This is a genomic window from Rhodanobacter sp. Root179, from assembly GCF_001428465.1.
Taxonomy (GTDB): Bacteria; Pseudomonadota; Gammaproteobacteria; order Xanthomonadales; family Rhodanobacteraceae; genus Rhodanobacter.
Genome location: NZ_LMHR01000020.1, coordinates 1 through 13,008, shown reverse-complemented (window position 1 = coordinate 13,008; position 13,008 = coordinate 1). Strand labels below are relative to the sequence as shown.

The 13,008-nt window shown below is 62.3% G+C and carries 9 protein-coding genes; 2 read left to right on the top strand and 7 right to left on the bottom strand.

Annotation, left to right across the window (positions count from 1 at the left end; all coding sequences use genetic code 11):
- Nucleotides 1-409 precede the first annotated feature (409 nt).
- Nucleotides 410-6,778 carry a hypothetical protein gene (locus ASD82_RS00500; RefSeq protein WP_157599141.1) on the top strand — a complete coding sequence of 2,123 codons (6,369 nt, stop codon included), beginning with the start codon at nt 410-412 and terminating at the stop codon, nt 6,776-6,778.
- A 132-nt stretch (nt 6,779-6,910) separates the two neighbouring features.
- On the opposite strand, the gene ASD82_RS00495 is transcribed toward ASD82_RS00500, so the two are convergent.
- The 3 genes from ASD82_RS00495 to ASD82_RS00485 all read right to left on the bottom strand — a co-directional run bounded on the left by ASD82_RS00495 (nt 6,911) and on the right by ASD82_RS00485 (nt 9,080).
- A complete protein-coding gene (locus tag ASD82_RS00495; protein ID WP_056713866.1) occupies nt 6,911-7,258 on the bottom strand; it encodes a helix-turn-helix transcriptional regulator in 348 nt (115 codons plus the stop codon).
- On the bottom strand, nt 7,255-7,578 hold the full coding sequence (locus ASD82_RS00490) for a type II toxin-antitoxin system RelE/ParE family toxin (RefSeq protein WP_056713864.1): 324 nt from the start codon (nt 7,576-7,578) through the stop codon (nt 7,255-7,257). The genes ASD82_RS00495 and ASD82_RS00490 overlap by 4 nt, the downstream gene beginning before the upstream one ends.
- A gap of 119 nt (nt 7,579-7,697) precedes the next feature.
- Nucleotides 7,698-9,080, bottom strand: a complete 1,383-nt coding sequence (locus ASD82_RS00485; RefSeq protein WP_007807684.1) for an L-serine ammonia-lyase — start codon at nt 9,078-9,080, stop codon at nt 7,698-7,700.
- 66 nt (nt 9,081-9,146) lie between these two features.
- On the opposite strand from ASD82_RS00485, the gene ASD82_RS00480 reads away from it, so the two are divergent.
- Complete coding sequence (locus ASD82_RS00480; RefSeq protein ID WP_056713862.1) at nt 9,147-9,377, top strand: glutaredoxin family protein; 231 nt, start codon at nt 9,147-9,149, stop codon at nt 9,375-9,377.
- A gap of 38 nt (nt 9,378-9,415) precedes the next feature.
- Here ASD82_RS00480 and ASD82_RS00475 read toward each other — a convergent pair whose 3' ends face one another.
- From ASD82_RS00475 to ASD82_RS00460, 4 genes are read right to left on the bottom strand one after another with little or no spacing between them, the layout of a single operon-like run.
- Nucleotides 9,416-10,780 carry a GTP-binding protein gene (locus ASD82_RS00475; RefSeq protein WP_056713861.1) on the bottom strand — a complete coding sequence of 455 codons (1,365 nt, stop codon included), beginning with the start codon at nt 10,778-10,780 and terminating at the stop codon, nt 9,416-9,418.
- Between the two features lie 8 nt (nt 10,781-10,788).
- The gene (locus ASD82_RS00470) at nt 10,789-11,334 is read right to left on the bottom strand and encodes a YceI family protein (RefSeq protein ID WP_056713858.1); all 546 of its coding nucleotides are present in this window, start codon (nt 11,332-11,334) and stop codon (nt 10,789-10,791) included.
- A complete protein-coding gene (locus ASD82_RS00465; protein WP_056713855.1) occupies nt 11,331-11,900 on the bottom strand; it encodes a cytochrome b in 570 nt (189 codons plus the stop codon). Before ASD82_RS00465 ends, ASD82_RS00470 begins: the two co-directional genes overlap by 4 nt.
- Complete coding sequence (locus tag ASD82_RS00460; RefSeq protein WP_056713853.1) at nt 11,897-12,517, bottom strand: YceI family protein; 621 nt, start codon at nt 12,515-12,517, stop codon at nt 11,897-11,899. Before ASD82_RS00460 ends, ASD82_RS00465 begins: the two co-directional genes overlap by 4 nt.
- Between the last annotated feature and the right edge of the window lie 491 nt (nt 12,518-13,008).

Genomic DNA, 13,008 nt, shown 5'->3' with positions numbered 1-13,008 from the left:
CCGCTGCAGAGGGGCCCCGGGTAGAGCAGCGGGCCATCGTGGCCCGCACTTTTCAGAAGAGCCACGGCAAAAGCAACGGGCCCCGCCTGTGGCGGCGCTATTCTTCGTGAGATTAAGGAACGCTAGGCAAGCCGAGCCGAATAGGCTGCTGTCGACCCAAAATGGACGCAAAGCCGTCGCGATAGACTGGGCAACTCATTTTCGGTTGAATTCTATCTGCATAATCGAAAAATGCAGTGGCGTGACGAGTGTTCAAAATACCTGAGTGTTAAAGGCGAAACTTAAGAAGGGCGTGATCGGTCACGCCTTCATGGAGCTACAAAGGCGAGGTGTTGTCGTGTCATTCAAAGCCCAGATTAAATAGGGATGGCGATAGCCGCCTGATCAACGAAACCTCTTGGAGTCGGACGTGAACAATAGTCGGTCGATCGAACTGCAAGGGGTTCCTGGAACCGATGCGGTTGCCAGCAAGCGCGGGTATTACTATCAGGATGTCGTCACGGCTTTGGCGTGGATCAGGCTCCAGCCGGGCGAAGTCCTGAGGGTAGAGGATCTGGAGGATTTCGCCGTCGACGACGGGGCCACGGTCAATGTGGAACAAATTCGCCACGTTTCCGCGAACCTGACGCTGGCCAGTGCCATCACGTACCTGGAGCGCGTCCTTGATATTGTTGCCCGAAATCCCGGGGTCGATTTTTCATTTGTTTACAGGACCACGGCTGCCATCGGGAAGGAGAAGTCACCCGCCCATCAAGTCAACGGCCAGGCGGCACTGGAATATTGGCAAACGGTTCGGGAGGGCGGTGATTCGGGCCCACTAATATCGGTTCTAGAAGCCCTCGCCCCAGCAGGTGGACATTTGTCGGAATTCTTGGCGCAGAGAGCGTCCAAGGATGTTGTCGACGGTTTGATTTGCAAGGTCACCTGGGCGGCGAACGCGCCATCCTCTGCGCCGCTCGAACATGCGCTGGCGGAAGGACTGGCAGCGATCGTCCAGCAAGAGATCGGCGGCACTTGGGCCGAAAACAGGCGATTTTTGCCTGCGGTCATTGTCGCAGTCCAACGCGCGTCGATGGAACCTGAATCCGAGCACCGCCGGCTGACGTATGGCCAACTGCGCGACCTGCTGACGACCCTGACCAACAAGGTTCTCCCCATCGAGGTGTATGACCAACTTGTCAGGGATTCGGTGATCGCGAGGAATCCGCCGATCGAGGCGATCAACAATGACACCGAGCGTCGACTGCAGGCGTTGCGCGTTACGCGCTTCTTTCCAGAAGCGTTGCCGCAGGATACGGCGAAGCAACTAGCAGGCGATGTCAGGAACGGTGGAAAGAACCAGATCGCGAGCAAGGAGTTGAGGGCACTGGCGTTAAGTTGGGCCGCGAGGGTGCTCGCGGAAGATGATACGGGCGCTGCGCGCTCCATGCTCGAAGAAGCGCAGTCGCTGGCGCCACAGCAACATGTCACGCTGATATCCGCCCTGATCCAAGCCAAGGAGAATTCGAGCGACGCCCTGCGGAGCATCCAGGACGAACGCGGCGGGACATCCATGACCATTCGGTATGCCATCGCCAGAAAGGGCGAGGGGGGCGACGGATGGCCTTGGGTAACCGAAGGTGCGCTCACACCATCGGACTTCGATGCCGATGGAAGTTTTCTGATCCTCTGGGATCATCTTCAGCGCAGCCGGTGGCAAGAGGCGCTGGCATGGTGGGAAGAGATGCCAGAGGAAGCACCGTCGGCATTCCCGGCGTTGTTATGGGCTGGAGCGCACGTGGCCTTGGCGTATGGCGTCCCGGAATCTATACGTTGGATCGTGCTGAATGGCCCGCCGATTGCCGACGAAATGCCGTTGGTCGACGACCCGAATGGACTCAAAGCGCGCCGCAGAGCGGCTAAATTGTTTGCTCAGTTCCAGGGCCGTGCCAACGAGCTTGGAATGAACAAGATCGCAACAACGGCTCACGAGTACGGGTTGTGGCTGCGGCTGCGCGACCGGGTAAGCCAAAGCGCTGCGGCCACGGAGGTGGCTCAACTATGGGACAGCTCCGATCACGACATGCGGTGGATTCCCTTGGCTATCCTGGCGGGCGTTCAGATCGACCGATCCGGGCTAGTCCAGGAACTCGATAGGCGCGGGAAGCTGTACGGTAGTCTGAATTATGAGGACGCCAGGGCGCGGCTGGCATTGTTGTTGTCGAGCAACGCGAAGGAATGGATCGATCTCTGGCCTTCCCTTCACGACCAGTTCAAGCCGTATTTCTCGGTGCCATTTCTCCAGCATTGCGAGATCCAAGGACTGATCCAGTCCGAGCGGTTGGAAGAAGCGGCAGGTGCACTCGGGAAGGCCTCCGATTTGCCCGATTTTGTTCGGACCCAGTTGCAGTTGGAAATTGGGCCCGTAGATGACGACGCATCATTGGCGAGCCTCCGTGCCGCGGCCGCTGCAGATGGCTCCCCCGGTTCCATGCACAATCTGATTCGGGCGTTGGTGCGTGCCAAGAAACTGGAAGAGGCGACTGAACTGGCGGGGTCGCTGTTCAAGCAAACGCGAAACCACGACCATGCCGAAGAGTGGCTCCGATTGCTGGCCAAGCAAAACCAGTGGGACCAGATCCTCGACTTTCTCGATACGAATCCGACACTGGTCGAGCAGTCACAGATGCTTTCCGGGATGTATTTCGATGCGGTCTTCCGACGAGGAAGGTGGGAGGATGCACGGGCTCTGGCCGAGAAGGCCCCAGAACCGGCCGAGCGCTCCAGTGAAATGGCGCTGCAACTGGCCTTGTACTCCTGCGATTGGGACCAAGTGGGACTACTACTAGAGCAGGCACAGGCCAATGCATCGCTCTCTGCAGAAGATCAACTCCGATTCGCGCAATTGGCTACCGCGTTCAATCGAGTCCCCATCGCCAAGCGCTTGGCGACAGCCGCCGCGTCGGCCAGTCCCGGCGATCCCAATATTTTGTTTGGCTGCTATGTGGTCGCCATGCGTGGTCGCTGGGACAACGAGACCATCGTTGCGGACTGGTTTCGATCCGCTGTAGATCTGTCGGGCCCTGATGGCCCAGTACGTCAAGGTTCGCTGTCTGAGTTGATCGAGATGATTCCGGAGCAGCGCAAGCGCTCGGATGAATTGTGGAGTGGCGTCGTCGATGCAAAGATGTTCCTTGCGCTGGCGGCACAGCAAGTCCGGCGACCTCTTTCCACACTCATGCTGGGTCAAGCGGAGGCGAACCGCCTGGCGCGTGAGCCACGTTTCCGTGCCGTGATCAGCGCTTTTTTTGGCTTGGCGCGCCCATTTGCTGCTCCTCGGCCCCAGATTATCGCGCTCGATCAGACGGCGCTCCTGACGCTCGCGTATCTGGAACTTTTGCCGCGGCTGCTTAATGTCTTCCCGCGCATATACCTACCTCATTCCACGGGACCATGGCTGTTCAATGAACAGAACGAGATCCAATTCCACCAGCCCAGCCGTATTTACGACGCCCAGCGCCTATTGAGCGCTATTGCACGCCGAGAGGTACAGGTCACCGCAGCAGATGGCCCGTTCGCAAACGCGCTGGCGTCGGAAATAGGGCAGGACTTGGCGCAATTCGTCCATGCGGCACAAGAAGACGCACAGGCGGATCGTACGGCTTACATCATTCGGCCGGCGCCACTACACCGCCCCGGCTCGTTGGCGTCGCAGAATGCCAATCTTGGCGAGCATGCTGCCCTGTTTCGCAGTGCCATCGGGCTGCTTCGAAGCCTCAAGATGCACGGGGCGATCGACGAACTGGCCTATGAGCGTGGCGAATCGTATCTCGAGCGAAACGATGAGGGTTGGTCGCACGATAGCGAAATTCCTGTTGGCGCGACCCTTTATCTCGACGACGTCAGCGTCGCGTACATCCAGTGGCTCGATCTCTGGCCGTCACTGGTCAGGGCCGGGTATCGGCTCTTTGTGCATCCTGACACGCAGGCCGAGGCATCTGAACTCGATCAATCCGATTCGACCAGCCAAACCGTAGCCAAGTCTATCGACGTGGTCAGAAAATTCGTCCATGAAGGCCAGTCCCGCAAGATAGTGCGCAGCCTTCGTCGCCCTGATCGGGAGGTGGGCCGGGAACTGGGAGACGATGACGCGCCGCGTTTCCTTCTCCCGCAATTGCTGGAGCACGAAGAAGGTCTGGAAGCCATCGTCGTGGATGATCGTGCGGCGAATCGACATCCACTGATCGCCGACAGCCAGAATAAGAATGTAGCTTGCAAATCGACCTTGGAGGTACTGGATTGGCTGCTCGATGCCAGAAGCATCGACACCCGGGAGTGGCAGCGCGCCCGGATCCGACTACGGCAGGCAGGATATCAGTTCATTCCCGTTACCTCCGAGGAGCTCATCGCGGCGCTGGATGCCTCCGTCATGCGAGAAGGAGTGTTGGTTGAATCGGCCGCCGCCCGTGCAATACGTGAGAGCCATCAACTGGCCCAGGTTGCGGAAGTCGTCGTGACACCCGACGAGGCGCCTTGGCTGTCCAATCATGGACAGCAAGTAAACGAAGCGGTTGTAGCGATATGGGAGCGCTCCCGGGATGACGCGGAATCTGCGGCCAAGTCCGCTTGGCTGGTCGAACTAAGCCGTCTCGAAGGATTTTCCGCGCGCTTGCCAGGTGAATGGAATGAATCTAGGTTCGTCACGCTGGATGCGATGACACTGGCGCGATTCCTGATGCTGTCCGTGCCGAAGTCGAGGCGGAAAGCCTATAACGGTTGGCTGGAAGATCGTTACTTGAAGGGAATGAAAAACGATCGCCCCCAAGTGTTCGATGTCCTGTGTGAAAACGTGATCTACCACCTGGGACGAATCGACTCCATCATCGAGGAAAAGGATGTGGAGTACGTTGATCGCGAAGCCACTATCGCGTTGCTTGCCAAGGACATGGTCAGCGGTTTGCCGCCATCCGTACGAGAACGGGTCTTGGACAACGACGATTTCCTCGGGAGGCTTGGCCTCAACCGGGCGACGCGAGTCACCGTCCATATCGAGGGAAGGCCGAGTTTCGACACTCAGACGCTGTATGACGCGGTGAGACGGCTCTATTCCCAACGCAATGAAGTTACGGTCGATGACGTCGATGGGCAGGTGTGGAACCTGTCGATTGCCGAGGGGAGTGAGGTTGTTTGCCGCCATCCGGTAGCCGCAAAGCATTTTATTGTGCGCTATGCGCCACTGGTGTCCGGCGATACTCAAGTACGGGACGCATATTTCGCTGAACTGCTTGGCCTAGTGCGCCTTGAGTCCGGTGATGTATCGGACTGGGCCGAGAAGGTACACGCTGGCCCCGTCAATCCCTTCCACTTCCCGCGCATCGAACTCGATCTCAATGATACGCCCAGCGCTTTTGTTGAAAGGTTTCGAGACTCCATAGAGCAGGGCAGCACTAAGCGTGCGGTACTGATTCCGCTGAGGCGCCGGTACTACGAGCGACTGGTCCCGCCTTGGTCGGGGCATGGGTCACTGGAAACTTTCTCCCATTCCGTCCGATCGCTGCCGGCGACCAGCGACCTCGAACAGATCGGCTTCGACCTCGTCTGCTCCTCCCACGCCTGGCTTACCCCGGTAGATACCATCGCAGGTCTTTCGTCGTCCTGCCTGCGGAAGCTGGCGGAGTCCTTGTTGCCGAGCATCGATCTATGGTCGCTGACCGGACTACTCGAAGCCATTGCGACGCGCGACGACGCATTTGCCGACCTTCAAGATTTGACCAAAGAGTTGCTCGAACACTTCATTCGTCTTGTCGACGATCAATCCCATCGATTGCGGCTCACGGTGGCGGTCGTCGCCGCTGTCGATGGCAGACTCAATACGTCCGGCCTGTTCACTGACGTCCCAGTGTATTGGCGCCGGTTGGCATCCATTGCGCACGCAGCACTTATCGAACGTACCATTGTCGAAACAGGCATCTCCAGTGAGGAGTTCGCTGCCTGGGCCGAGCAGACGCTTGGCCAGTTCCAGAACGCAACGCTCGCCGACATGTGGCAAGAACCGCGGTGGGGCGGTTTCATGTTGTCAGTCGAGCAGCTGAAACAAGAACTAGTCGGTCGCGTCTTGAACGCATTTGCGCCGAAGCGCGAAGAAGTCGGAGAAAGCGACAGCGGCAAGCTACTGTTTGGCCCAGATCACGAATCCCTGTTCTCGTGTGGTATCAGCATGTTCAGCGGGTTGCCTGGCCCTTTGGAGGGAGCTTCTGAGGGCGTTCAGCAGCTGCCAGAAGAGTTCCTGGACTCCATGGTGGCAAACCTCGAGGACGCCGCCCTGCCATTGTGGAAAAGGGTGCTGACGGTGGCGCACTTGGCTGGACTGGGTGGACTACCCCAGACACATATCGAACTCCTGAAAAATGTCGTTAAGGAGCTCGATCAATCCGACGTGCCGTTTGAGTCAGAACAAACGCAGTATTTGCTGTTGCGCCTGTCTCTGACTGCTGCAAGTTCACGCAACACCGAATTTGCAACGGCAGTGAAGAATCTGCTTGCGCGACATACTTCTACGCCGCTGCCACTACGCCTCCATGCGGGTCTGATGGCCTGCGGATCCAATGCAGTTGAGCAAGAATGGGCAAGGGACGTCAAACAATGGACAGAGCGCCTCATGCCTCGGGATCTCTCGCGAAACGATGCCGAGCACATCCTGCATATGATTCGGGTGGTGTGCGATGCACGCCCGATGTTGCGACGTACCATGGCGAGGACAATCGCTTGCCTTCAAGGGTCTGCGCAGCGACTAGGTTGATCCTGGAATCAAATCTCCCACTTCATGCGAGTGAGTCGACCACTCACACATGTGGACGCGCAGTTGGCAAAGGGCGTGCCGGGCAAACCGCGCTGAAGCCAGGCCAGGTCGCGCGCAGGGCGGCGATGCTTCTCAGCGGGTGAGGTTGCGGTGGAGCGCCTTGGGCTTCGGTGCCAGCGTGATCCGCAATTCGCAACCGACGGCGTCGGCGTAGCGGCGCAAGGTGGCGATCGAGGGTGCATGCTTGCGGCTGCCGGCGCTGGATTCCAGCCGCGCCACGGAAGCCTGTGCGATGCCCATGCTGGCGGCGACGTCGGCCTGGGTCATTTCGGCAAGTTGACGTGCGCGCACCAGTTCGCCCAGCGCGGCGAATTCATCGGCAAGCGCGTTGTAGGCATCGGTGAACGCGGCGTCCTTCGACCAGCGTTTCTTCGTGACCGGGACGTTCAGCGGAACCGGTTTGTAGTGTTCGCGAGTCATGCCTGTACCTCTTTTTGCCGCGCACGTGCCTTGGTCAGTTCATGCACGGGAGTCTTGTCGGTCTTCTTGATGATGGCGTGCAGGATCACGATGCGTTCGCCGACCAAGGTGCAGTAGAACGCTCGGCCGATGCCTTCGCGACCTTTTGCGCGGATTTCGAACAGGCCTGCACCCATGGCCTTCGTGTGCGGCATGCCGACATCCGGGCCATAGACCTGCATCAGTTCGACAACGCGCAGGAATCCGGCGCGAATACCGGTGGGCCACGCTTCTATCTGCGCTGCCACTCTGGCGTTGTAGTAGTCGAGCTGCCATGACAAGACTATAACATCCTTGTTATTATGAATGGGATCGCATGTAGCGCGTGGCCGTGGATTCCTTTCCTGGCGTCTACTTTGCGTGGAACATCGCCAGCTAGCGGGCTCCTACGGATGAGGGCTCAGCACTCGATGACGTTGACGGCGAGGCCGCCGCGGCTGGTTTCCTTGTACTTGTCCTTCATGTCGCGCCCCGTATCGCGCATGGTCTTGATCACCTTGTCCAGCGAGACGCGGTGTTTGCCGTCGCTCTTCAGCGCCATGCGGCTGGCGTTGATGGCTTTCACCGAGCCCATCGCGTTGCGTTCGATGCAGGGGATCTGCACCAGGCCGCCGATGGGGTCGCAGGTGAGGCCGAGGTTGTGTTCCATGCCGATCTCGGCGGCGTTCTCCACCTGCATCACGTTGCCGCCCAGCGCGGCGGTGAGACCGCCGGCGGCCATCGAGCAGGCCACGCCGACTTCGCCCTGGCAGCCGACTTCGGCGCCGGAGATCGAGGCGTTTTCCTTGTACAGGATGCCGATGGCGGCGGCGGTGAGCAGGTATTCGATGATGCCTTCGTCGTCGGCCTTGGGACAGAAGCGCAGGTAGTAATGGCCGACGGCGGGGATGATGCCGGCGGCGCCGTTGGTGGGCGCGGTGACCACGCGGCCACCGGCGGCGTTTTCCTCGTTGACGGCGAGTGCGTAGAGGTTGACCCAGTCGAGGATGGTCAGCGGATCTTTCAGCGCGGCCTCGGGCTGGTTGCGCAGATCTTCCAGCATCGCCGGCGCGCGACGGGTCACTTTCAGGCCGCCGGGCAGGGTGCCGGGTGAGCGCAGGCCGCGTTCGACGCAGTCCTTCATCGCCTGCCAGATGGTCAGCAGGCCGGCGCGGGTTTCCGCTTCCGGGCGCCACACGCTCTCGTTCGCCATCATCAGCTGGGCGATGGTGAGCTTGTGCTGCTTGCACAGCGCCAGCATTTCGTCGCCACTGGTGAACGGGTAGGGCTGGGCGGTGGTGTCCGCCACGATGCGGTCTTCGGCCGCTTCGTCGGTGTTGACCACGAAGCCGCCGCCGACGGAGTAGTAGTCGCGGCTGGCCAGTTCGTTGCCGTCGGCGTCGTAGGCGGAGAAGCGCATGCCGTTGGTGTGGAACGGCAGCTTCTGGCGCTTGTTGAAGACCAGGTCGGATTTCTCGTCGAACGCGATCTCGTGGCTGCCGAGCAGGCGGATGCGACCGGTGCCGCGGATGCGCTCCAGCGCCGCAGGGATCTGGTCGGCGTCGACGGTGTCCGGATGCTGGCCCTCGAAGCCCAGCAGCACGGCCTTGTCGGTGCCGTGGCCGCGGCCGGTCATCGCCAGCGAGCCGTACAGCTCGGCGCGTACCCGGGTCACGCGGTCGAGCACGCCCTTCTCGTCCAGCCAGCGCTCGGCAAAGCGCGCGGCGGCGCGCATCGGGCCCACGGTGTGCGAGGAGGAGGGTCCGATGCCGATCTTGAACAAGTCGAATACGCTGACGGCCATGAGTGCGCTGCTTGGGTGTGGGTTGACCGGTTATTCTACGCGGCGTCCCCAGCCATTCGCAGCCGCATGTCCGACCTGATCCTGTACCAGCGTGATTATTGTCACTTGTGCGACCTCGCCCTGGCGGTGATGGCCGAGGCGCGCGCGCCGGAGTTCGACAGCGAATGGGTGGACGATTCGGCCGAACTGGAGCAGCGCTATGGCACCCGCGTGCCGGTGCTGCGCGATACGCGCGACGGGCGCGAGCTGGACTGGCCGTTCGATGCGGCCGCGGTGCGCACGTTCCTCGCGAAGTGAGCTCCCTCCCCTGCGCAGCAGGGGGAGGAAAAAAGCGGCTACCCGCGCCGGCTTTTCAAGCGCTTCAGGATTTCCTCGCGCGCCTCGCGCAAAATCGAATCACGATCGAGGCTGGCCACGATGTCGGCGACGGCGCGCTTGGCGCCCGCTTCGCCCCAGGATTTTCCGCCGACCAGATAGCGCTCCGCGGCGCGGCCGATCAGCACGGTGGCGTACCAGCCCAGCGCGCCCTGCGCCGCGGCGGTGACCACGACGGACAATCCGGCGCTGACGCCTTTCAAGGCCGAGGCGACCAGTTGCATGCCCCAGATCGCGCCCATCAAGGCGGCCAGCTGGGCGGAAATCACCGCGACCAGCCGGCCGGATTCGGCTCGGGTCAGCGGCAGGCCGTAGACGCGCGACAGTTGCACCACCATCGCCGCATCCAGCCCGGCGGCGGCCAGCAGGTCCGCGACCGGGATCGGGTTCAGCGCCACCGCGACGCCCTTGGCGATGCAGTAGTGATGGATCAGTTTGGCCGCCACCGCCTTGCGGGTTTCGGCGATGCGCGCGCTGACCTGGTCGGTGAGCCGGCCGGCGTACAAGCCGGCGTTGATCGCCGACAGCGCCTTGCCTTCGCGGGCGGCGATCGCCAGCAGGCGCTCGCGCAGCGCGGCGACGTCCGGCGTGCGCGCCTGTTCGCGCTGCTGTTCGTGGCCGCGGGCGTCGACTTCGACCACGCGTTGCGGGGCCGGGTGGGCCGCCACCGCCAGCACGTCTTCGGCGCGCACCAGCCCGGCCACGCGCAGGCGCAGGTGTTCGAGCAGGCCGTCCAGTTCGTCGCGGCCGTAGCGGTCGGCCTTGTTCAGTGCGAGCAGCAGCGGGCGCTGGGTCGCGGCGAGATTTTTCAGCGCATCGAGTTCTTCGCGGGTAAGGTCGCCGTCGCAGACGAAGATCACCAGGTCGCTGACCTCGGCCACCTCGAACGCGAGTTTTTCGCGGGCCTCGCCGTCGAGTTCGTTGATGCCGGGCGTGTCGATCAGCACCAGGCCGTCGTGCTGGGCCTCGTCGAGCATGGCGTGCTCGGCATCGGTGGTGGTGCCGTGCAGGACGCCCACGGTGAACGCCTCGCGGCCCAGCAGTGCATTGCCCAGCGCCGACTTGCCCGCGGAGACGCGGCCGAACACGGCCACGTGCAGTTCGCCGCGCTGGAGCTTGTCCAGCATCTGCTCGATGCGGCTGAAATCCGCGGCCAGTTCGCTGCGTACCGACGCCGGAATGCCCGGGTCATCCAGCAGGGCGCGCAGGCTGTCGGCCACCTTGGCGGAGCCGGCGTTCGCGCGCGCGGGCGGCGTGGTGGCCCGTTCGGCACGGCCGCTGCCGACCCATCCGCGCAGGCGCCGCCACAGGCTGTCGTTCGGCATCGGGCGGCTTACTTCGCCGCCAGCTGCAGATGCGCGGTGACCTTCACGTCGCCGCCGATCACCGAGGTGTCGGCGTAGTCACCGGTGCCCACGTCGAAGTCCAGCCGCCTCACCGTGCCGGCCACGTCCAGCGTGGCGCCGCTGCCTTGCGGCTTGAACGTCACGTCCAGGCTCACCGGTTTGCTGATGCCGTGCAGGGTGAGCGTGCCATCGGCAATCACCTTGCCGCCGACCTGGCGGAAGCCGGTGGTGACGAAGTGTGCCTTGGGAAATTTCGCCACGTCGAAGAAATCCGAGCCGGGCAGCGCGCTGTCGCGATCGCTGTCGCCGGTCTTCGCGCTGGCCAGGTCCACCTCGACGTCGAACTTCGAGCTGGCGAGGTTCACGGCGTCGTAGCTGATTGCGGCGGTCCACCGTCCGAACTTGCCGTCGAACGATTCGCCCTGGAAGGTGTTGCTGAAACCGAGCGTGCTCGATGCCGGTTGCACGGTGTAGTCGGCGGCCGCGGCAGCGAAGGGCAGTGCGAGGGCGAGCAGGATGGCGAGTCGTTTCATGAGCGGTCTCCTTCGGAAGTCGGACGGCCAAATGGCAGCATCCGGCGCAGCACGTTGTCATTGTCGAACACATGATGCTTCAGCGCGGCGCCCACGTGGGCCACCAGCACCAGGATGAGGAACCAGAACAGGTACTCGTGCACGCCATGCGCGAAGTGGCGCAACTCGTCGTTCTTCGCCGCCAGCGCGGGCAGGTTGAACTGCTTGAACCATTGCAGCGGCTTGCCGGTGACCGAGTTGAACCACCAGCCGCTGAGCGGAATCGCCACGATCAGCAGGTACAACAGCGCGTGCACGATGCGCGCGCTCCATTGCTGCCAGCGCGGCGCCGCCTCTTCCAGTGGGCGACCGTCGCGCCAGCGCCAGAGCACGCGCAGCAGCACCAAGGCCAGCACGGTGAGGCCGATCGACTTGTGCAGGGCCAGCCAGTTGATCTTCTGCATCGGCGAGTGGGCCAGGTCCATCAGCAGGCCGAACGTGCCGTTGCCGAGGATCGCCAGCGCGATGGTCCAGTGGAAGAACTTCGCGACCGAGCCCCATTGGCGTTCGTTGCTGCGCAGGCTCATGGATTCTCCTTGTTGGATGGCATGGCGTGGTCATCACGGACGGCCTCCAGCTCCAGCCACACGCTGACCTGGGCGCCGATCGAGTTGGGGTTGGCGGTGATGCCGTAGTCGTTGCGGTCGAGCATCGCGGTGGCCGAGAAGCCGATGACTTCATGGGTTTCGTAAATCGTCCTGGCCGCCCGGTTGAAGGTGAACGCCAGGTCCAGCGGCCGGGTGACGCCGTGCAGGGTCAACTGGCCATGCAGCACGCCGTGCCGCTCATCCTTGCGCTCGACACCGGTGCTGACGAAATGCGCCTGGCGCCGGCGCGCGCAATCCAGCAGGGACGACTTGCACACGGCCTTGTTCCAGTCGGCATCGCCCATGTCGACACCGGCCAGGTCGATATCCAGCTCGGTCGCGGCGCTGCTCCAGTCCTGCGGATCGAAACGCAGCCAGCCATGTGCGATGTGCAGCCGTCCGAACGGCCGCGAGTAGCCGTTGTGGCTGATGCTGAAGACAACCTGGCTGTGCACCGTGTCATAGCGCCAGGTATTTTCCGCGGCACGCGCCGCCGCCAGCGGCAACAGCATTGCCGCGAGGCACCACAGCCAGCGGGTTGGGCGCAAGCAGGACATGGGGCGAAGTCTGGCCGATCGGCGGCGCGGCTGCCAGCATCAGGGGGTGAACGGTGGGTTTCTCTGGTGATCGTACGGAGGTGGGTGGGGGCGTTTCCTGCGCCCGGCTCTGGCTGGAACGAGGCGATGCCTGCTGCCCCCTTGTAACGGCGCCCCCGCGCGTTCGTCATTCCGGCGAAGGCCGGCATCGCACTTGCTGTTTTTGAGCGGAGCTTTTGCTCGCCCCTGTGCATCAGAGCAAAGGCTTTCGTCCTCCTTCGGAGGGCGAGTTACTTCTCTTTTGCTTGTCCAAAAGAGAAGTAACCAAGAGAAAACGACCCCCCGCTTGGCGCTTGCCGGACTCCTGTCCGGCAAGTCCGTGAGCCGGGGCCGGGCTTTTCGAACGGGCATCCTGCCCGTGCGAAAAGGCGTTGCCATCCTTGGCAACGCCCGCTGCGCGGCCTGTCGACCCCGCCTCACCGCCGCACAAGGGACCCCGGGTAGAGCAGCGG